Origin of the sequence: Lentilactobacillus kefiri, from assembly GCF_009739535.1 — a bacterium.
GTDB lineage: Bacteria > Bacillota > Bacilli > Lactobacillales > Lactobacillaceae > Lentilactobacillus > Lentilactobacillus kefiri.
In genome coordinates this window covers 1861357-1881959 of the sequence record NZ_CP029971.1, presented here as the reverse complement: position 1 = coordinate 1881959, position 20603 = coordinate 1861357, and the positions used below count along the sequence as shown (strand labels likewise).

Genomic DNA, 20603 nt, shown 5'->3' with positions numbered 1-20603 from the left:
CCTCCTACTGAATTTGTTTAACCTGCTGAATTTCATCGGCAACATTCTTTGCAAAATCCATATCATGAGTGACAACGATTTGGGTCATTTCCTGTTTCTTAAGATCCAAAATGATTTGGGCAACTTCATCTCTCAACGCTGGATCCAATGCTGAAGTTGGTTCATCATAACAAAGGATCTTAGGCTGCATGGCCAATGCACGAACGATCGCAACCCGTTGCTTTTGGCCTCCGGAGAGCTGATAAGGATACAAGTTTTCCTTGCCTTCAAGTCCCAACCGGCTTAATAATTCACGAGCATATTTTTTAACGTCAGCCATTGGTTCTTTTTTAACCATTGTTGGTGCCAGAGTTATATTTCCAAGCACTGTCAAATTAGGAAACAGTTGGTAATCCTGGAAAACAACTCCGATGATTGTGTCTTTTTGAGTGGTATTGGTTGGATCAAATTGATTGCCATTCCAGAAGAACTCACCTTTATTGACTGATTCCAGGCCGGTGATACATCGAAGCAAAGTTGTCTTTCCGGCTCCGGAAGGACCAACAATTGCCATGATCTCGTTATCTTTGACCGTCATTGTCAGATTATCAATAATTGTTCGATCGCCAAACCGTTTAGTTAAATTTTTAATTTCCAGCATGCTAATCCCCTCCTATCGCCAAACATTTTCACGTTTTTCAATCAGCTTCAACACAATCGTGCAAACCGCCGTCAACGCGAGATAAATGATACCAACTAAAATCAATGGCAGCAGCGTCACATCTCTGGCAGTTGCAACATTTCCGGCTCTCAACAAGTCGCCCAATCCAATGACGTAAACCAATGATGAATCCTTCACCAAATTGATGACTTCATTTCCAATTGATGGAAGCACAATTTTGAAAACTTGTGGGATCACAATCTTACGAATTGTTTGACTATAAGTGAGTCGAAGAACCTTTGCACTTTCAAATTGTCCTTTGGGAACTGATTGGAATCCACCTCTGAAGATTTCCCCGAAATAAGCGGTGTAATTCAAAATGAAAGCAAACAAGGCTGCATCATAACGTTGGAAAACAATATGAATAATTGGTAAACCATAAAAGACGAAAATTAATTGCAGTAATAATGGTGTTCCACGCATGATCCATACGTAAAAGTTCAACAGCCAGGTTAACGGCTTGAACCTCTGAATCAGTCCTAACCCGATCAAAGCTCCCAGTGGAATTGAACAAATCAAAGTCCAAAAGAAAATTGATAAAGTCATTTTGGTTCCAGATAATAGTGCTGGTAAAATTTCTTGAATATATTGAATCATTTGACATCCCTCCATAAAAAAATCCCCTTGAGTATTCGATTTACTCAAGAGGACGATGGTTTTCGCGGTTCCACCTCAATTTGTAACAAGTTCACACTTGCTGCCTTACGAAGTTTAGGATTATTTCACGAAAACAAAAAATCCTCTTAAGCCATAATTGACTTAAGAGGACGAATTTTTCGCGGTTCCACCTCAGATTTACCTTCCACTCATGTGAAAAGCCTCAATGGGTTTAATATCAAATAATACTAAACTTCAGCAATAACGTGCTTACCGCTTTTTCCTACTAAACATTCAGAAAAATGACTCACAGATGTGACGACCAACAATCAAATACCCAACTTCCACCTTGATGGGCTCTCTGTAATTTGAAATGCTGATCGGTTCTGATCAACGTCTTTAAAATCTTTAATTAAGTTAGGGTCTGTCTGGAAACAAAATAATCGTGTATAATCTTGATAAAAAACAAATTGAGGTTTTCGCCGATGACAATTCCGAAACGTTATGAAATTACTGATGAGCAATGGGCCCGGATTGAGGACCGTTTTCCGCCCTATAAAACCGGACGCCCACCTAAAATACCTAATCGCCAAGTTTTTAATGCGGTTCTCTGGTTGCTAAAAAGTGGCGCCACCTGGCGTGATATTCCTGAACGATACGGTTCATGGAAAACCAGCTATAGTCGTTATCGTAGTTGGGTTGATGCCGGCTTGTTTGAACGGATCTTTAAGGATTTGATCGATGAACCGGATATGGAAAATATCAGCCTCGATTCAACTAGCATTCGAGCTCATCAAAAGGCCACGGGCGCTAAAAAAACGCCCGCTGTGACGTTGAGAATCAAGCCATCGGTCTAAGCCGTGGTGGTCGAACCACTAAAATTCATGCGGTGGTGGATGGCCTTGGAAATCCATTATGTTTTATCCTTACCGGCGGCCAAGTTCATGATAGTCGGGCAGCTGAACCATTACTGCGACAATTAGCTTTAGCCGGCGTTAATCTGATTGCCGATAAAGCTTATGGGACTAAGGAACTGCGCCAGTATATTGAAGCTGAAGGCGGTCAATATACGATTCCACCTAAAAGTAATGCCCAAGACAAGTGGGATTGTGATTATTACGTCTATTGTGAACGCCATTTGATCGAGAATTACTTTAATCAATTGAAGAATTACCGGCGGATTGCGACGCGATATGATAAACTAGCGCATGTTTTTCTACAAACCATTTACATTGCTTCAATTTTGATTTGGCTTAAATAGTTTCCAGACAGACCCTAAATTTATAATAATCGTAATTTGGTTTCCCGTCAAGGACTTTTATCCTTTGTGGAACCAATGACCGATCTTTTGCCAGAATGAAAGCTTTTCTTCATCCTTAATTTCCATCAAAGGAACTGACTCTCCAACTAGTCTGCGGGCAATGTCACGATATCCCTGACCAGCTGGATTCTCGGCTTGGAGAACCACCGGCTCACCATTGTTGGAAGTTGTAATGACTGCATCGTCATCAAAGACAATTCCTAATAATTCAACGCCAAGATGGTGGGTAATTTCATCGACATCCATAACTGAACCGTCCTTCATCATATGTTGACGAATTCGGTTGATAATCAAATGTGGCTGTTCCTGTAGAGGATGTTGTTCAAGCAATCCAACAACCCGATCGGCATCCCGAACAGCGGAAATTTCAGGAGTTGTAACGATAATGGCACTGTCGGCACCAGCAATCGCATTCATAAATCCTTGTTCGATTCCAGCTGGGCAATCAATCAAAATAAAATCAAAGTCAGGTTTTAAATCATCAACAATTTCTCGGACCTGATCTTCATTTAAAGCTGTTTTATCGGTATTTTGGGCAGCTGGAAGCAAGTAAAGCAAGTCATCAAAACGCTTATCTTTAACAAGAGCTTGGCTCAGTTTAGCCCGGCCGTTGGCAACATCGACGATGTCATACATAATCCGATTGTCGAGTCCCAGCACAACATCCAAGTTCCGGAGGCCGATATCAAGATCCAAGAGACACACCTTTTTGCCCATCATGGCTAATGCCGTTCCGATATTAGCTGAAGAAGTTGTCTTACCAACTCCCCCTTTACCTGATGTTATAACGTAAGCCTTACCCATTGATGACTCCTCCTATCTGATTGTAAAACTTGGGATTAATTTGTTTAAGATCCTCAACTTTTCCATAATCCAAAACGTGCAGGTCATTCACATAAATAACTGTGCCGCTGTTCATTTCCCGATTTGTATCAGCCAGAATTTCAAACTGCTCACCAATTCGAACCTGTTGAGCATTATGTACATCCCCAATAATCATTTTATCTTCCAAATCCGGGGCTCCAGCCTGAACAATCCCTTCGATATTCCCCAGAACGAAGATATTGCCGCCGACAAATAACTTTCCACCTTCATGAACGGTTCCTAAGAATAGGACATCACCTTGAACGTGTTCTTCCTGGCCATTGCGAATCACTTTATCAATGATATGGACACTGGACTGCTCAAGGATTCGCTTAGACTCTTCCTTGGTGATGACATCGGAGGTTATCTTGTGAACAGTGAAATATGAATAGTCCGAAAAGATCTTTTCGAGTTCAGACCGATCGGCTGCCGGCCACAATCGCATCCCGGTATAAATATCAAAAGCGATTGTTTGTGGGTTTGTAGAAGCGGTCTGGGTCTTTAAACTATCCAAAAGCTTTCTAAGCGAGGCAAAAATGTCTTTACGATTGGCATTTTCGTCTAAGATGATTTCATAACCATCCTTGGTGCCTTTCAAAACGGCTGCATCGTGCATTGTCTACTCTCCTTTTTATTGCCTGTGAGTCCTATATAGTGTCTCAACCGGAAAGTAAACAATTGCCAGCAAAACCAGATTGAGTGCTAGTGTAGGTGCCAATGTATTAACTAAAAACTGTGCAATTGATGAATCGGTTTCCCCAATAAACGCATTGGCCATATACCCAAGGCTAACTAAGACTGTGATTCCTAAAAAATACACCAAAAAGCCACTCATGAAGTTTGGTGGCAAAATTTGGTATACCATTTGACATAAATAAACAACTAACGGAAAAATAAAAACATAAACACCAAACAAACCGGTGTAGTACATATCAAATATAAACCCAATAATTGCTGCCCAAGTATAGAGATGCAATTTCTTAACGTTGCCAAAGAACGCTGCCAAGATCAACCAGAGAACCGTCAAATATGGAACCATTGAATTGGGATATTTGAACAGAACACCTGATAAAATTTGGCTCAGAGATCCATCAAGAAAGAACGCAATGAATTGACCGATAACAAAATATATTGCAATAGGAACTTTTCGTTTCACCTAGTTGTCCCTCCAATCAATCTCTAACGGCTACTGAAACAACTTCGATGTCGTTCAGATTAGCAGCTGGTTTAATATATACTTTTTTGGCAAGACCATAATCATCCTGTGCAACCTTGGAAACTTTACCGACATAAATTCCCTTCGGAATCACGCCGCCCAGTCCACTTGTGGTAACTCGGTTGCCAACAGACAGCTTGGCCTTGGATGTAATATTGCCCATTACAATTCGGTTGGTAGCTGAATCGTATGAGGTGATAATTCCGTTAACAACTTTTGAGTTGTCTCCGAGAACTTGAATCGCAAAACGGTTCGAATTCTCGGCAGTATTTGAAATCAATACAACTTTACTATTGGTTTTATTAACCTCAGCAACTGTCCCTATTAATCCGGGACCTGCAATCACAGGCATATTCTTCTTAATTCCAGAAGCCTGACCCTTATTGATAATAATCTGGCTTGCCCATGTTGAAGGTGTCCGAGTAATAACGGCCGCGTTAATCTTTTCGTATCCGGTCAAAGTACTTCCAACGTTTAATTGACGCTTTAGTTGTTTGTTCTCTCGGGTTAAAACTTGATCCTTAACCTGTGTTTGGGTCAGTTGATCAACTTTTGACTTAAGCCGAGCATTTTCCTGGTAAGTGTTCAAAAGATTCTTAGTCGAAACAAACCCGTGATGAATACCATTCATCGGGGCTGCTACAATTCGGTCGGCAAATCCAACAATATCGTTTCCAAATTGTTGTACCAACGGTGGTGTGTTCCGTTTGTCTCGAATGGCAACAGATAGTGACATTAACCCAAAACTAACGATCAAACATACTACGACAATTACAAGCTTTCGACTGGAGAAAAATTTTTGCATAATTGCCTCCATTCGTTATTCAATAATCAACAATTAATTGATTATTGTTTCTTTTTCATAACATTGATGCTCTTTAATGATTCTCCAGTACCAATGGCAACACAATCCAGTGGATCTGAAGCAATTGAAACAGGTACTTGGGTTGCTTCGGCAATGACGTCTGTAATGTTTCTGAGCAGAGCACCACCACCAGTTAAGACAATCCCATGATCAATCACATCGGCAGCAATTTCTGGAGAAGTTTCTTCAAGCGTTTCCTTAATTGTTGCGATAATTGCCATCACTGATTCGTTGATAGCTTTATTAACATCGGTACCACTGATTTCGACAGTTGTTGGCAGACCGGTAACCAAATCACGGCCACGAACAGGAACTGCTTTAATTTCTTTGGCGGCATCAGCAGATGCTGAGCCAATATCAATTTTCAGCTGTTCGGATGTCCGTTCACCAATCAACAGGTTATACTTTTGACGAACATATTGGGCGATTGATTCGTTCAACTTGTCGCCGGCCATTCGAACTGAACGGCTGGAAACAATTCCACCCAAAGAGATGGTGGCAACATCAGTTGTCCCACCACCAATATCTACAACCATACTACCGGTTGGATCCATCACTGGAAGACCGGCACCAATGGCAGCTGCAAATGGTTCTTCAATAACATAGGCATCACGGGCACCGGCAACTCGAGTTGCATCGATGACTGCCCGCTTTTCAACAGCGGTAATCCCAGTTGGAACACAAACCATTACATAAGGCTTACCAGATGAGTGGCCAAGTGCCTTTTGAATAAAGTATTTCATCATTGCAACAGTGGTATCGTAATCTGCGATAACACCGTCTTTCATTGGTCGTACAGCTTGAATACTTGCTGGTGTCCGGCCAATCATGGCCCGAGCCTCGGCTCCAACGGCAATCACCTCACCGCTTTTAGTACTCTTAGCAACCACTGAAGGTTCACGAAGAACAATTCCTTTGCCTTCTACGTAAACGATCGTATTGGCGGTACCAAGATCAATTCCTATGTTTTTTTCCCCAAATCCAAACACGTTATCCATCCCTTCGTTGTCTATCAACTTATTTTTTCGATTTTTTTAGATTTATTTATTATTGTTTAACGAAACAAGTATATCATAACGCGTTCAAAAATAAATAAAATCAAGTGAAACGTAAGCCGATTTAATAGTTATTTTAAATTGTGATCAGGTTGTTTTAAATATTTCCGAACATCCGATATAAAATATAACGATCCAGTAATTAATAGCATATCGTCGGCGGTCAGTTTCCGCTTGATTTCCGTAATGGCTTCATGCCAATCATCAATTGCCGAAACATTTTTCGGATGGGTTTCCAGTTTGTGTTCAAGCTTTTCAGGATTGGCCGCAGCCCGTTTGCCAGGACCCGCAAATTGGGTAAGAACGATCGATGCATTTGGGACAGTGGCAATCTTGTCAACCATCTTATCCGCCTGCTTATCAGCCAAAATCCCCATTAGGATATAAACATGGCCCTTTGAGAAATCGTTCTCCAATGTCTGGACAATTAGGTTCACAGCGGAAATGTTGTGGGCACCGTCCAAGACAATTGTCGGATTTGACGAAACTCTTTCAAATCGGCCGGCCCAACGAGTTGACTCAATGCCCTTTTTGACGATTTTAGGGTCTGCCTTGCGCTGATGAAGGCTTTCGTACTCAATGTATGCTTGAATCGCCAAAGCTGCGTTATGCGTTTGATAATCGCCAATCAAGGACGTCTGCACTTGGTCTAAATGAAAATCACCGGAAGAAAAGTCAAAATACTGCGACCAGTTCTTTTCACCATTATCCTTGACGTCAAAGTCCTTGCCCAATATCTGAATCGGGCTCTGCATCTTTTGAGCTTGTCGGATAATCACTTGCAAAGGATCGGGGTCAACACCACCAACAACTACAGGAACCCCCTTCTTAATAATACCGGCTTTTTGAAAAGCAATCTTTGGCAGGGTATCTCCCAAAATATGCATGTGATCCCAGCCAATTGAGGTAATGACCGACACTTTTGGCATGATAACATTCGTCGAATCGTAAAGGCCACCCAAACCAACTTCGATCAGGACAATGTCAGCATGCCCCTCTGAAAAGTATTTAAACATCATTGCGGTTACAATCTCAAATTCCGTTGGGCCGCCTTCAGGCAGTTCAGCGTCCAGTTTTGCAATGGTTGGGTAAAGTTCTTGTGTCAGTCGAAGAATTTCGGCATCTGAAATACCGACACCGTTAACACTGATCCGCTCGTTAAATTTGATTAAAAACGGTGAGGTAAAACTACCAACCGTTTTCCCTTCAGCCTGAAAAATATTTCTCAAAAATGCCAAAGTGGATCCCTTACCATTAGTGCCGGCAATGTGAATCGCGTTAATCTTTTTATCCGGTGCCCCCAGCTCATCTAAAAATCGGCGCATACGCTTCAGAGTTGGAATTTTCTTGAACTTTGTCCGGCCATGAATAAAGTTAAGTGCTTCATCATAAGTGTTAATCATTTTTTTCTCCTTAAAAAACGTGGGTAAAATGCGGCTTGGATTCCTGGAATCATCAGGAAACTGCATTTTGTCCCACGTTTTTTGAAATTATTAGCTCACAATCAATTCATTTTTACATCTCACTTGAAATCTGTGAAAGTCGTTCTTTAGCTGCTTCCAGCTTGGATTGGTAATCAGCCTGCTTTTCCTTTTCTTCTTCGACAACCGCATCCGGTGCGTTGTCGACAAAGCGTTTGTTAGCCAACTTCTTATCTGAACGGGCAACCTCTGATTCGAATTTGTCAACGTCCTTTTGTACCCGTGCTAATTCGTCTTTTAAGTCAACTAATTCAGCAAGTGGGACAAAAACCGTTGCATCCGTAATCACAGCTGACATTGAAAGCTTAGGGGCCTCAATATCTTTACCGATTTCCAATTTCTGAGTATGGCAGAAACGATCGATGTATTCGCGGTTAGACTCAAAGATACCTTTGAGAGTTGCGTTATCCGTTTGAATTAACATATCGATTGGAGAAGAAAGTGGCGCATTCGCTTCATTTCGAATATTTCTAACAGCCTTAATCAAATCAATCAAAGACTTCATTTGATGTTCGGAAGTTGGATCATCCAATTCTTTATGATCAACTGGATATGCGGCAGTAACCAATGACTTGCCGTCATGTGGCATCATCTGCCAAATATATTCGGTCACAAATGGCATTATTGGTTGAAGTAAACGCAATGTTTGATCCAAAACATATGCCAGGATATTTTGGGTATTCTTCTTAAGCTTCTCATCATCACTGTTGAGAGCTTCCTTACTCATTTCAATATACCAGTCACAGAAATCATTCCAGATGAAATCGTACAAGTAACGGTCAGCTTCACCAAAGTTGTACTTTTCAAACAAATCGGAAACGTGGTTGACGGTAGCGTTTAAGCGACTCAAAATCCATTTGTCGGATAATTGCCACTCAGACTTGTCTGGTAATTCAGGCTTGTCGATGCCGTCCAAATTCATGATAACATAACGGCTGGCGTTCCAAATCTTGTTGATGAAGTTCCATGCAGAATCCATCTTGTCGTAGCTAAACTTCAGATCTTGGCCTGGGGTTCCACCAATTGAAAGGAACCAGCGAAGTGCATCAGCACCGTATTTGTCAATCACGTCCATTGGATCAATTCCGTTACCAAGGGACTTGGACATCTTACGGCCTTGTGAATCACGGATTAATCCATGCAATAAGACATCTTTAAATGGTCGTCGCTTAGTGAATTCCAAGCTTTGGAAAATCATTCTTGAAACCCAGAAGAAGATAATATCATAACCGGTTACCAAGGTATCGGTTGGGAAGTATCGCTTAAAGTCTTCAGTATCTTCAGGCCAGCCCATCGTTGAAAATGGCCAAAGAGCTGATGAAAACCATGTATCCAAAACATCCGGATCCTGATCCCAATTTTCAGCATCTTTAGGAGCTTCCATGCCGACATAGGTTTCACCGGTCTTCTTGTTGTACCAAGCAGGGATTTGGTGGCCCCACCACAACTGACGTGAAATAACCCAATCATGAACGTTGTCCATCCACTGTTCAAAAGTGCCTTCAAACCGTTCTGGGAAGAAGTTAACTTTGTCGTCAGTATCCTGGTTCTTGATTGCCTGTTCAGCAAGTGGCTTCATCTTAACAAACCACTGAGTTGACAATCGGGCTTCAACTTGAACCCCGGTCCGTTCTGAATGACCAACTGAATGGACAATTGGGTCAATTGAGAGCATGAAGCCCTGGTCTTGAAGATCCTTAACCATTGCTTTTCGAGCATCAAAACGGTCCATGCCTTCGTATTTACCGGCATTTTCGTTCATTGAAGCATCTTCGTTCATGGTATTGATCCGCTTCAAATCATGACGGTTACCAACTTTAAAGTCATTAGGATCATGGGCTGGGGTGATTTTCACCATTCCAGTTCCAAAGTCAGGATCAACATATTGATCGGCAATGATTGGCACTTCACGATTGGCAAGTGGAACCAAGACTTTTTTACCAACGATATCTTTGTATCGTTCATCTGAAGGGTTAACGGCAACGGCAGTATCACCCATCATCGTTTCAGGACGGGTAGTGGCAATCTCAATGTAGTCTTTACCGTTAAACTTGGTGCCATCGGTAAATGGGTACTTAACGTGATAAAAGGCCCCTTTATCGTCTTTATGGATAACTTCGATATCAGATAAAGCAGTTCGTGCCTGAGGATCCCAGTTGATAATGTATTCGCCACGATAAATCAAGCCCTTGTTGTAAAGGCTGACAAAGACTCGACGAACGGCTTTGGACAAACCTTTGTCCAAGGTAAACCGCTCACGGCTGTAATCAAGTGACAAGCCAAGCTTAGCCCACTGTTCTTTGATTGTCCGGGCAAAATCATCTTTCCATTCCCAGACTTTTTCAACAAACTTTTCACGGCCTAAATCATAACGGGAAATCCCCTGTTTACGGAGTTTAGCCTCAACTTTGGCTTGAGTTGCGATTCCGGCATGATCCATTCCTGGAAGCCATAATGTATCATATCCCTGCATTCTCTTCCGTCTGATAATCATATCTTGAAGCGTTGTATCCCAAGCATGACCTAAATGCAGTTTCCCAGTAACATTTGGCGGTGGCAAAACAATTGAAAACGGCTTTGCTTTTTTATCCCCACTGGGTTTAAATACCCCTTCTTCAAGCCATTCGTTATATCTGCCATTTTCAACAGCAGTTGGATCATATTTCGTTGACATTTCCTGTTTCTTGTCTGACATGACGTCGCCCCTTTCAAAGTTTAAAACGATTTTATGTAACAAAAAAACACTTCATCCTGTAATTAGGACGAAGTGCTCGCGGTACCACCTAAATTGGGCTATAAAAGCCCCACTTAAATATCATAGTAACGGTCTGATAAACCGACCCGCTCTCAAATTCGAACGAGAAGCTCACAAGTTACTTTTACACAGCAGCTGATAAAAATCTCACAGCAATGATTTTCTTTCTGAAATCAAACCACTGGTTACTCTCTTGCTCGAAGCTTTAATTTAATTTTAATCTTAACCAAGTTTTGCTTAATCGTCAACACGCTTGGCAACTTTTTTCAAAGCATTTAACGCATCATCGTAATCCGGTTCATTGGTAATTTCGGAAACGACTTGGCGATAAATGATCTTTCCGGTTGCGTCAACAATGAAGATCGTCCGTGCCAAAGCACCGAAGTTAGGCAAATAAAGCTTCATTGCATAGCCTAATGACAGGTTCTCGTCGGACAGCATCTGCAAATTGGCAACGCCTTGAGCGGCACACCAATTTTTTTGCTGTTCAACCGTGTTGTTGGATACGGTTAAAAAACGGACGTCGGGAAACTTGTCAGCTTCCTGGTTAAACTTCCGGGTTTCAACAGAACAAACCGGCGTGTCAATATCAGGCACAGTGGAGAGCAAAGTAATTCGGCCAATAATATCAGCAGTTTTTACTTTGTTGCCATCTGCATCTTCAAGCTTAAACTTTGGCAATTGTTCGCCAACTTCTGGCGGGTTGCCAAACATACTCTCTTCTTTACCATTGATAGTGATTTCCATAAAAGCACTCCCTTGGTGTAACTACTTTATACATAATGTAGCCTAAACTGGCCAAATGCGCAAGTATCAAAAGATTAAAGTAATTCGGCAAAGACATCTTGATCTTGGTTCAGGAATTCTTCGCCTGGCTTGATATTGGTAATTTTGATATTGTCGATGGCTTTTTTCATAAGACCTTCAACATCAATATACTTCTCAAACTTGCGTGATTTTTCCAAACTTGGACGCGTCTTTGGTGCCGGCGGTGTAAAGATTGTACAGCAATCCTCAAATGGCAGGATTGAAAGGTCGTAAGTGTTAATCTTTTCGGAAATCTTGATGATCTCCGTCTTATCCATCGAAACCAACGGCCGTAAAACCGGCAATGTGGTGACATCGTTAATTGCCATCATGCTTTCCAAAGTCTGTGATGCTACCTGTCCCAATGCTTCACCGGTAAAGACACCGTCACAATGACGGTTCTTGGTGATTTGAGCGGCAATTCTCAGCATCATTCGGCGTTGAATAGTCATCAAATACCCTTCAGGAACCTTTTCTTTGATGGTTTCCTGAATTTCGGTAAATGGCACTTGAATAAATTGGATATTGCCTGAATACTTACCCAAAACAGATGTCAGCTGCTTAGCCTTATTTAAAGCTTGCTCACCAGTATATGGTGGACTGTAAAAATGAATCATGTCAATTTTAACGCCACGCTTCATTGCCAAATAAGTGGCAACTGGTGAATCAATTCCACCCGAAAGCATCATTGTAGCTCGACCACCGGTTCCAACGGGAAGGCCGCCGGCACCGTGAATCTTTTCGGAAGAAAGAAACGCACCGTTCATCCGGATTTCTACCCGGATTGAGATATCGGGTTTCTTAACATCAACGGTAATGCCGTCAACGTTTTCAAGAATGTAGTCCCCCAACATATTGTTAATTTGATTGGTATCATATTCAAAATGCTTATCCTGACGACGGGTATTGATCTTAAAAGTCATGCCGTCATGATACTGTTCCTTAACCATTTCCAAGGCCGTCTTTTTGATGACGTCCATGTCTTTATCAAGTTGAACAGATGGATAAAAGTTTTCGATACCAAAAACACCTTTTAAGGTATCAATGACTTTGGTGTCATCTTCACCATTCAAGGCCACATGAAGCCGATCTCTTTGCGCCTTTACTTCCAGTTTGGGAAATGGGTGCAAAACAGCCCGGACATTTTTTCCAAGCTGCTTAATAAAATCTTTTTTGTTCTTGCCCTTTGTGGACAGCTCGCCATAACGAACCATAATTTCTGTATAATGCATAGTTGCTCCTAACTTAATTTGTCAAATTCTTCATACAACTGATCAAATACTTTTACGAATTGTTTGGCTTCATCAAGTGTATTGTGATCTCCAAGTGAAATTCGAACGGCACTGGTAGCAATATTTTCAGGAACTTTCATTGCATTAAGGGTTCCCGATTCGGTGTGATCCTTTGATGAGCAGGCACTGGTTGTTGAAATATAGATGCCATATTTCTCAAATGCGTGAACAACGGTCTCGCCACGAACACCCTGAATTGCAAAGCACAGAATGTGTGGGGCAAACGTGTCATCGTTCTTAGAGAAAATTGTCACTTTATCAAATTTGCTGATGTGATCCATAATCAATTGCTTGATTTGGCGTTCAGTCTCAACAGCGCTCGGTTCTTTTTCAAGAACCAAACGGATTGCTTTGGCCATTGCCGCGATTCCCGGCAGATTTTCGGTTCCTGAACGCTGATTCTTTTCCTGACCGCCACCATTCATTAATGGCGCAATTCGACGGCCGCGGCGACCGTAAATAAAGCCAGTCCCTCGAGGTGCGTGGAATTTATGCCCTGAGAAAGCAGCAAAATCGGTTCGGTCATTGAAAATTTGATCCTGAATCCCTTTTCCGAGACCCTGAACCGCATCAATATGGAAATGAATCTTTGGATAGTTCTTTAACAACTCAGCAGCTTCCTGAATTGGTTGGATAGTCCCAATTTCATTATTAACTGCCATGATTGAAACTAAAGTTGTATCCGGACGGATGGCTGCTTTTAAGTCGGCAATTGAGATTCGGCCTTCATCATCGACAGGTAAATATGTGACTTCATACCCTAGTTGCTCCAGCTGTTCAAATGAGTTACGGACAGCTGCGTGTTCAACAGAAGTCGTAATCAAATGTTTGCCAAAAGCCCGCTTTTCAATTGCGGTGCCTTTAATGACCCAGTTGTCGCCTTCGGTTCCGCCACTTGTAAAGTAAATTTCATCTGGTTGAACTTTCAATAAATCGGCAATCTGCTTTCTGGATTGTTCCAGCAAATTAAATGCCTGTTCACCAAAATTATGCAGACTTGAGGGATTCCCCCAAATCTGCTCACTCACTTTATTATAAGTGTCAAGAACTTCCGGTAATACTTTTGTGGTGGCACTATTATCAAAATAAATCATTTGAAACCTTCTTCTCTAAATTTATTGGTTCGACTCCAACAAATATAACTCCCATGATGATACACCCAACAGCGCTACGTAACAAGCAATTTGGACCTGGGCTTACCATTAGGAAAACAAAAGGCGAAACTGAAATTTGTGATTTCAGCCTCGTCTGATGAATCTACTTATTGGTTATCTTCTTGTGCTTTTCCGGGTTTTAATCGTTTCTTGGCACTGAAATAATCATCTTTGATTTTGGTAAACATCCCTGATGATTGCTTTTCCAATGCTTTGGAAATAATACTCAAACTTTGTTCATAATCATACTTCTGATCAAAATACATTTGAGCGGTCTTGCTGGCAGCAGCAATCTCCGAATCGCTGCCGATAAACCGATTGGCATATTGAATCGTCTGCTCTGCCAACGTTGCGTCGTCAATCAGCTGATCGGTCTTTTCTTCCAAAGTATCCATGTCAGATTGAATGATAATCAGTTGCTTGGAAATGTCATCAACATCAATTTGTGGTTGATTCATGGCATCGTCCAAATGATTAATCTCACGAATAAACGCGGAGAATGCATCTTGGTAATCGTCCGATAATCCCGGCAAATTATGATTATCAATGCGGCGTTTCTTGTTTCGCATCTCCAAATCAAACTTGGCCAATGCATTTCGAGCAGCCTGCTCCTCTTGAGGAATTTTGACAGTTGACTGGAACAAGTCTTTTTGTTCGGATTCAATCTGTCCCAAAGTCTTCATCATCTGCTTTTGATCGGCGTTGATGCTGGAAAAGACGGCCTTCCCATTTTGCATGGCATTAACGGCATCTGAATATTTCTTTTCAATGGTTGAAATTTGTTGATCGTATTGATGATTGTTTTCGATTTCTTGATGGTTCAAAACATAACCTTTGCTGAGGGTTTCAAGCCGTAACTGCAGGTCACTGTTTTGCTTACGAACGTGTTCAATGTACTCACCAATGACCTTCGTGTTCTTCTCAACTTCGGGACGAGCTTTGTATTCTTTATCAATGGCATCGTACATGTCATCAATTCGGTCGGCGATGTTCTTGGTTGCTTTTTCAACCGAGTCGACTTCCAGCGTTTTCAGCTTGTTGGTATTAACTTTGAGCTGATCACGAACCCCTTTAATATTCTCGTTAAACTTATCATTGGGGAAGTTATATTGTTTTGCTTTCAGTTCTTTATAACCAGACTCAATTTCTGCCACCTGCTCAACAAATTCTTTTGAGAGCATTTGATAGAGTTTGGGAATTCTGGTCATGTATGATTCCAACTTATCAGTTGAAGAATTCAGATCGCTCAATACTTCTTCGGCACTGTTAGGATCCCCACTCTTGGTTAGCTGAGTAAACTCATCAAAAGTTCCTTCAATATCGGAAAGCATTTTTTCCAAATTATCAATGCTGGGACCAAATGATTGATTCTTATTCAAAATATCTTCTCGAAGTCGCTTATATTTCTTTTCAAGCTCTTCAAGGGCCAACTTGTGCTGCTTGTTCAAATCATAGAGTTGCGCCAAGCCGGCCTGAATTTCCTTCAACGTTGAATCAGCATCGGAAATGGCCTTGTTGGCACTTTCCCAATCGTTTCTGGTCTTTAGGAAGTTAATTCCCTTACCGTCTTCTTTGACTGCCGAAATCCCCTCATCAATATTTGGCAGCATCTGATTCTTGTATTGTTGGTACTTGTTATACAATTGATCATACTTTTTGTGAGATTCACCCGTTAAGTTCATTTTCTTAGCAAGCGCAAACTCATCATCCAACGGAATTTTATTTAAATCCCGTTTATTTTCATAAACATCGGTTGCCATCTTGATAGTTCGTCTTTGATAGAAAACAAACCCAAGGTAACCCGCCCCAACCAATACAATGATTCCAATCAACAAAGTAAGCATTCGATCCCATCCTTCAGAAATAAAGATATAAAATGGTACATTATTGTAGTAAAATTGCCCAAAACAATTTAATATGTATGAATAGCCAATTAATGTGCTCTAAGTTGAATTATATCATAGTAGATAGCTTTCACCATATTATTTTTGAAGTGAGGAAAACAATTATGCAAAACGTTACAAATCTTGTCAATCAACAACTCGATGCCCTGCTAACCAATGAAACCGATTTGATTTCAAACATGGCCAATGCCGCAGCCTTGCTAAATATCAGTTTGGAAGATATCAATTGGGTCGGCTTTTACCGCTACGTTGCCGATAAAGATGAACTGATCCTTGGCCCCTTCCAAGGAAATGTTGCCTGCATGCACATTAAGAATGGCGACGGTGTCTGTGGGACGGCCCTCAAGGAAAAGCACTCACTTCGAGTGGCAGACGTTCATCAGTTTGCCGGCCACATTGCCTGTGATGCAAACTCCAAGTCTGAAATTGTTGTTCCATTATTTAAAGATGGCAAAGCAATCGGTGTATTGGATATTGATTCACCTATTTTGGACCGCTTTTCAGAGGAAGACGAAAAAAATCTTAACCAGTTTGCGGATATCTTCGTCAAACATGTTGACTTAGTGTAGGATTCTTTATACAATGGTGTTTGTGTAAAATAACGCAGCAGTAGACGGTAAGCTCGTCAACATGTTGTTGCCATTTAATTGGTTCTGCAAGTAACTCAATCGGCTGCTTGAGCGAAAGAGCAAAGCAACATGCACGAATACTAAGTCTGCAATGGCTTATTTTACTCCAAAAAAATATTGGAGGATTACTTATGTCAAGATATACAGGTCCAAGTTGGAGAATTTCACGTCGTTTGGGTATCTCTTTATCAGGTACTGGTAAAGAACTTTCACGTCGTCCTTATGCTCCTGGTGATCACGGTCAAGGCCGTCGTTCAAAACTTTCAGAATATGGTTTACAATTACACGAAAAGCAAAAGCTTCGTTACATGTACGGACTTACTGAACGTCAATTCAGTAACTTGTTCGTTCGTGCTGGTAAAATCCGTGAAGGTAAACATGGTGTTAACTTCATGATCTTACTTGAAGAGCGTTTGGATAACATGGTTTACCGTTTAGGTTTGGCTACTACTCGTCGTCAAGCTCGTCAATTAGTAAACCATGGTCACATCACTGTTGATGGCAAACGTGTTGATATTCCATCATATGAAGTACAACCTGGTCAAGTAATCTCCGTTCGTGAGAAGTCAAAAGACCTCCAAGTTATCAAGGATGCTGTTGAAGCCGTTGTGGGTCGTCCACAATACGTCAGCTTCGATGCAGACAAGCTTGAAGGATCATTAGTTCGTCTTCCACAACGTGAAGAACTTGACGCTGATATTGACGAATCACTTATTGTTGAATACTACAACAAGTTAGGTTAATAAATCAGGTTCTTCGTCAACTGTTGTTGGTGAACAAAATATTGGAGTTCTAATCACTTGGTGATTAGGGCTCTTTTTGTATGAACTCGAAAAGCGAACAGCACTCTTAGCCGGAATCTGAAGAAGTTTCGGTAACCAAATCCAGTGCGCTTAATGACTTTAATCTTGTTGTTTGAACCTTCTAAGGGCCCGTTGGTGTAGTGGTGGGTGAAAGTGTTGCCAATTTCATCATGATGAGCCGCCAAGGTTTGGAGGGCTGCCAACATCTCTTCCGAGCACCCCTGCAGGTGGTGAAAGGCTTGATTATAGTTGGGCCAGTCGCGGTTTTTGATGGTTTCACGTAACCAATTCATCACGTCGTAAGTTTGCTTGAGCTCGGGATCAATGTCCAGTAAAGCATCAACCACATCCGTGGCAGTTGCCGGATAAGGGAAGTTTGTCCACTTGCGGAAAGCCTCGTAGTTAAGGTGATTGGCCGGCGTTAATAATAGTTTCCAATAGCGTTTCAAGGCGTGATACTGGCGCGAGGAAGTGGCCAGGGTTTTCATGAGACGCACTCGCGTCTTGTTAAAAGCCCGGTTTAAAGCGTTAACTAAGTGAAAAGGATCAATAACAACGATGGCGTTCGGGAAGATCTGCCCAACCAATTTGGGATAGGTATAGTTCATATCGGTGACGATAATTTTCACATTTTCTCGTGCGGCTTGGTCATAATGCTGGAAATACTTTTGAAGCTGATAGATGGTTCTAAAGGGCAATAGGTCAATTAATTCGTGGGTTTCGGCGTCCATAAATTCAAAGCTCATCGCGTCGGTGGCACTCTTAGTGCTTTTAACTTCGTCCATGAGGAGAACTTTGGGTAAGTAGTGCCAGTTGGTTTTAAAGTCCCGTTCAGCCCGTAAGAGCTGCCGACCAACGAATGAATCCGAAGTGGACAATTCATTGGCAATGTGTTTGAGGCTCACTGGTTCCGTTAACTTCTCTAAACATTGTTTCCGGGTTGTATTTGAAATCGTGCAGTGCTTCGGCACTGCACTCGTCTGCGCCAGGAAGTTGGTATGACAAGCCTTACAGTGAAAGTTTCGCCGATTGAGGCATAGGATAACCGTGCTGCCCAATGTTTTAGCGAATCTAATGGTGGTCCTTCGCCAACCATAGCCAATGATCTGGTGATCATTAATAACCCCACAGTTGCGGCAAGCCTTGGGGGAATAGTTCAGCGACCCGTTTAATCGGATCACCCCATCATCACCTATTTTGCCATTCTCAATTTTTAAGTGTTTATCATCTATTCCTAACAACATTTTCGTAGTATCATTTGACATAGGGCATTTCCTTCTTTCTCTAAAATCTTCGTGGTTGTTGGTTTTGATGAACGGACAGGAAATGTCCGCTTTTTTATTCTAATGAAAAACAAAAAATCTGTCATCAGTAATAGATAAAAATCTATTACCAACAACAGATATTGTAGAGCCATAAATCAGTGGGCGTTTTGCTTAGGCAAAGCGCTTTTTTTGTGGCCTCGTTTAACATGTTATAATTTGTGATGTTTATAAATTAAATGATATTAAGCAGAAAGGAGGATCAACATGCAGCAACCCCTCGCCTATAGGATGCGGCCAACCAAGCTCGAAGAAATTGTCGGACAACAGGATCTGGTCGGTCCGGGTAAAATTATTGAAAGAATGGTCCGTGCCAAGATGCTTTCGTCAATGATCCTCTACGGTCCTCCTGGAACCGGAAAGACCAGTATTGCCAGTGCGATCGCTGGTTCAACCAAGTATGCCTTCCGGATGCTGAATGCAGCAACCGATACAAAGAAGGATTTACAAGTGGTTGCCGAAGAAGCAAAGATGAGCGGCACTGTCGTTTTATTACTTGATGAAATCCACCGATTGGATAAAACCAAGCAGGATTTTCTTCTGCCATTACTCGAAAGCGGCTCAATTATTTTGATTGGTGCTACAACCGAGAATCCATATATCAACATTAATCCGGCAATCCGGTCAAGAACTCAAATTTTTGAGGTTCATCCCCTGTCCCCTGACGATATCAAAAAAGCGCTCATTCGGGCACTTCATGACAAAGACAAAGGGTTGGGAAGCTATCCGGTTGATATAACAGATTCTGCGATGGCCTTCTTATCAACGGCGACAAACGGCGATTTGCGTTCTTCTTTGAACGCCTTGGAATTAGCCGTTAAATCGACTGGCAAAGACAGCAATGGCCGAATTAAGGTAACCCAGGCAATTGTTGAAGAATGTTTACAGCGAAAAGCTTTAAACTCTGATAAAGATGGCGATGCCCATTACGACGTTATTTCGGCATTTCAAAAATCGATCCGTGGTTCGGATACCGATGCAGCTCTTCACTATGCTGGTCGATTAATTGAATCCGGAGATTTAGTGTCAATTATGAGACGCCTGCTGGTTATCGCCTATGAAGATATTGGTCTGGCAAACCCCAGTGCTTGTCAGCGGACCGTTGCAGCTGTTGATGCCGCCCGCCAATTGGGGCTTCCAGAGGCGCGCATCCCTCTTGCCAACGCAATTATCGAATTGTGCCTGAGTCCAAAATCCAATTCGGCAATGACAGCAATCGATGGCGCTTTAAGTGATATTCGTTCCGGAAATTACGGCGATGTGCCGTTACACCTAAAAGACGCTCATTATAAAGGAGCTAAGAAATTGGGTCGCGGTGTCACCTACAAATATCCGCATGATTTTCCAAACGACTGGGTCAAACAGCAATATCTGCCTGATAAAATTAAGAACGCGCAATACTATCATCCAAAAGAAAACGGCCGGATCGAAACTGCGCTTAAACAACAGTACGAGAAGCTCAGAAAATCGGCCGGACATCAATAATACTGGAGTGTAACTATGATAATCAATATTTTGGTGGGAGTCGCCGTGTTAATCGCCCTTTACATCGGCTACTACCTACTATCACATCTGAACAAAAAAATGTTCAATATATCCGTTCAAAGTGATCCCCGTTTAAAAGGTGCGGCCAAAAACGGTGGAATCATGTTCATCTTTTTAGCCATCCTGGGGATTGTTTCGTTGATTCTTCAAAATGACATTCTCATTTTAGTTGTCCTTTTGTGGATGACTGCACATGGGCTCGTTGTTGAGTTCTCAATCCTCAACGTGATCAATCATAAACAGCGGTAATATTTATTTCTTTGTATTTTGGCAAATTTAAAGTACAATTGAGT

At 41.7% G+C, this 20603-nt stretch carries 19 protein-coding genes and 2 other annotated features; of the genes, 5 read left to right on the top strand and 14 right to left on the bottom strand.

The features are described 5' to 3' along the window. Positions 1–4: 4 nt before the first annotated feature. Together DNL43_RS08905 and DNL43_RS08900 are read right to left on the bottom strand one after the other, a co-directional pair. Positions 5–640 carry an amino acid ABC transporter ATP-binding protein gene (locus DNL43_RS08905; RefSeq protein ID WP_095344936.1) on the bottom strand — a complete coding sequence of 212 codons (636 nt, stop codon included), beginning with the start codon at positions 638–640 and terminating at the stop codon, positions 5–7. Positions 641–652: 12 nt separating this feature from the next. After that, positions 653–1297: an amino acid ABC transporter permease gene (locus DNL43_RS08900; protein ID WP_056982478.1), complete on the bottom strand. Its 645-nt coding sequence runs from the start codon at positions 1295–1297 to the stop codon at positions 653–655. A gap of 163 nt (positions 1298–1460) precedes the next feature. After that, positions 1461–1700 (bottom strand) — a binding site (T-box leader). Positions 1701–1782: 82 nt separating this feature from the next. Between DNL43_RS08900 and DNL43_RS08895 the strand changes: the two genes are divergently transcribed. Next, positions 1783–2558, top strand: a protein-coding gene (locus tag DNL43_RS08895) for an IS5 family transposase (RefSeq protein WP_109249013.1) whose coding sequence is annotated in 2 segments (ribosomal slippage) — positions 1783–2110 and positions 2110–2558 — 777 coding nt in all. Because the reading frame shifts where the segments join, the coding sequence is not laid out codon by codon here. Positions 2559–2615: 57 nt separating this feature from the next. Here DNL43_RS08895 and minD read toward each other — a convergent pair. The 11 genes from minD to ezrA form a co-directional block, all read right to left on the bottom strand. Then, positions 2616–3422: a septum site-determining protein MinD gene (gene minD / locus DNL43_RS08890; protein WP_095344937.1), complete on the bottom strand. Its 807-nt coding sequence runs from the start codon at positions 3420–3422 to the stop codon at positions 2616–2618. After that, positions 3415–4098: a septum site-determining protein MinC gene (locus DNL43_RS08885; protein ID WP_056982476.1), complete on the bottom strand. Its 684-nt coding sequence runs from the start codon at positions 4096–4098 to the stop codon at positions 3415–3417. The genes minD and DNL43_RS08885 overlap by 8 nt, the downstream gene beginning before the upstream one ends. A 15-nt stretch (positions 4099–4113) precedes the next feature. Then, positions 4114–4638 carry a rod shape-determining protein MreD gene (gene mreD, locus DNL43_RS08880; protein ID WP_056982474.1) on the bottom strand — a complete coding sequence of 175 codons (525 nt, stop codon included), beginning with the start codon at positions 4636–4638 and terminating at the stop codon, positions 4114–4116. A gap of 16 nt (positions 4639–4654) precedes the next feature. Continuing rightward, positions 4655–5503: a rod shape-determining protein MreC gene (gene mreC / locus DNL43_RS08875; RefSeq protein WP_179286816.1), complete on the bottom strand. Its 849-nt coding sequence runs from the start codon at positions 5501–5503 to the stop codon at positions 4655–4657. Between the two features lie 41 nt (positions 5504–5544). Next, positions 5545–6552 carry a rod shape-determining protein gene (locus tag DNL43_RS08870; protein ID WP_275452997.1) on the bottom strand — a complete coding sequence of 336 codons (1008 nt, stop codon included), beginning with the start codon at positions 6550–6552 and terminating at the stop codon, positions 5545–5547. 137 nt (positions 6553–6689) lie between these two features. Next, positions 6690–8021: a bifunctional folylpolyglutamate synthase/dihydrofolate synthase gene (locus DNL43_RS08865; RefSeq protein WP_054769365.1), complete on the bottom strand. Its 1332-nt coding sequence runs from the start codon at positions 8019–8021 to the stop codon at positions 6690–6692. A 112-nt stretch (positions 8022–8133) separates the two neighbouring features. Further along, positions 8134–10794 (bottom strand): valine--tRNA ligase, encoded by a 2661-nt coding sequence (locus DNL43_RS08860; RefSeq protein WP_056982468.1) that lies wholly within the window; start codon positions 10792–10794, stop codon positions 8134–8136. Between the two features lie 60 nt (positions 10795–10854). Then, positions 10855–11064: a binding site (T-box leader), on the bottom strand. A 27-nt stretch (positions 11065–11091) separates the two neighbouring features. Further along, positions 11092–11601, bottom strand: a complete 510-nt coding sequence (gene tpx, locus DNL43_RS08855; RefSeq protein WP_056982466.1) for a thiol peroxidase — start codon at positions 11599–11601, stop codon at positions 11092–11094. Between the two features lie 74 nt (positions 11602–11675). After that, the gene (gene thiI, locus DNL43_RS08850; RefSeq protein WP_056982464.1) at positions 11676–12893 is read right to left on the bottom strand and encodes a tRNA uracil 4-sulfurtransferase ThiI; all 1218 of its coding nucleotides are present in this window, start codon (positions 12891–12893) and stop codon (positions 11676–11678) included. 8 nt (positions 12894–12901) lie between these two features. Beyond that, positions 12902–14047 (bottom strand): cysteine desulfurase family protein, encoded by a 1146-nt coding sequence (locus tag DNL43_RS08845; protein WP_056982462.1) that lies wholly within the window; start codon positions 14045–14047, stop codon positions 12902–12904. 167 nt (positions 14048–14214) lie between these two features. Then, positions 14215–15951 carry a septation ring formation regulator EzrA gene (gene ezrA / locus DNL43_RS08840; RefSeq protein WP_056982460.1) on the bottom strand — a complete coding sequence of 579 codons (1737 nt, stop codon included), beginning with the start codon at positions 15949–15951 and terminating at the stop codon, positions 14215–14217. Between the two features lie 164 nt (positions 15952–16115). Between ezrA and DNL43_RS08835 the strand changes: the two genes are divergently transcribed. Together DNL43_RS08835 and rpsD are read left to right on the top strand one after the other, a co-directional pair. Then, a complete protein-coding gene (locus DNL43_RS08835) occupies positions 16116–16580 on the top strand; it encodes a GAF domain-containing protein (RefSeq protein ID WP_056982458.1) in 465 nt (154 codons plus the stop codon). 191 nt (positions 16581–16771) lie between these two features. Beyond that, positions 16772–17383, top strand: a complete 612-nt coding sequence (gene rpsD, locus DNL43_RS08830) for a 30S ribosomal protein S4 (protein WP_013727707.1) — start codon at positions 16772–16774, stop codon at positions 17381–17383. A 53-nt stretch (positions 17384–17436) separates the two neighbouring features. Here the strand turns inward: rpsD and DNL43_RS08825 are convergent, their stop codons facing one another. After that, positions 17437–18708 (bottom strand): ISL3 family transposase, encoded by a 1272-nt coding sequence (locus tag DNL43_RS08825; protein WP_054769919.1) that lies wholly within the window; start codon positions 18706–18708, stop codon positions 17437–17439. Positions 18709–18972: 264 nt separating this feature from the next. Here DNL43_RS08825 and DNL43_RS08820 point away from each other — a divergent pair, with 264 nt between their 5' ends. Continuing rightward, the gene (locus DNL43_RS08820; RefSeq protein ID WP_056982426.1) at positions 18973–20250 is read left to right on the top strand and encodes a replication-associated recombination protein A; all 1278 of its coding nucleotides are present in this window, start codon (positions 18973–18975) and stop codon (positions 20248–20250) included. A 15-nt stretch (positions 20251–20265) separates the two neighbouring features. Beyond that, positions 20266–20559 carry a hypothetical protein gene (locus tag DNL43_RS08815; RefSeq protein WP_056982427.1) on the top strand — a complete coding sequence of 98 codons (294 nt, stop codon included), beginning with the start codon at positions 20266–20268 and terminating at the stop codon, positions 20557–20559. Positions 20560–20603: the final 44 nt, after the last annotated feature.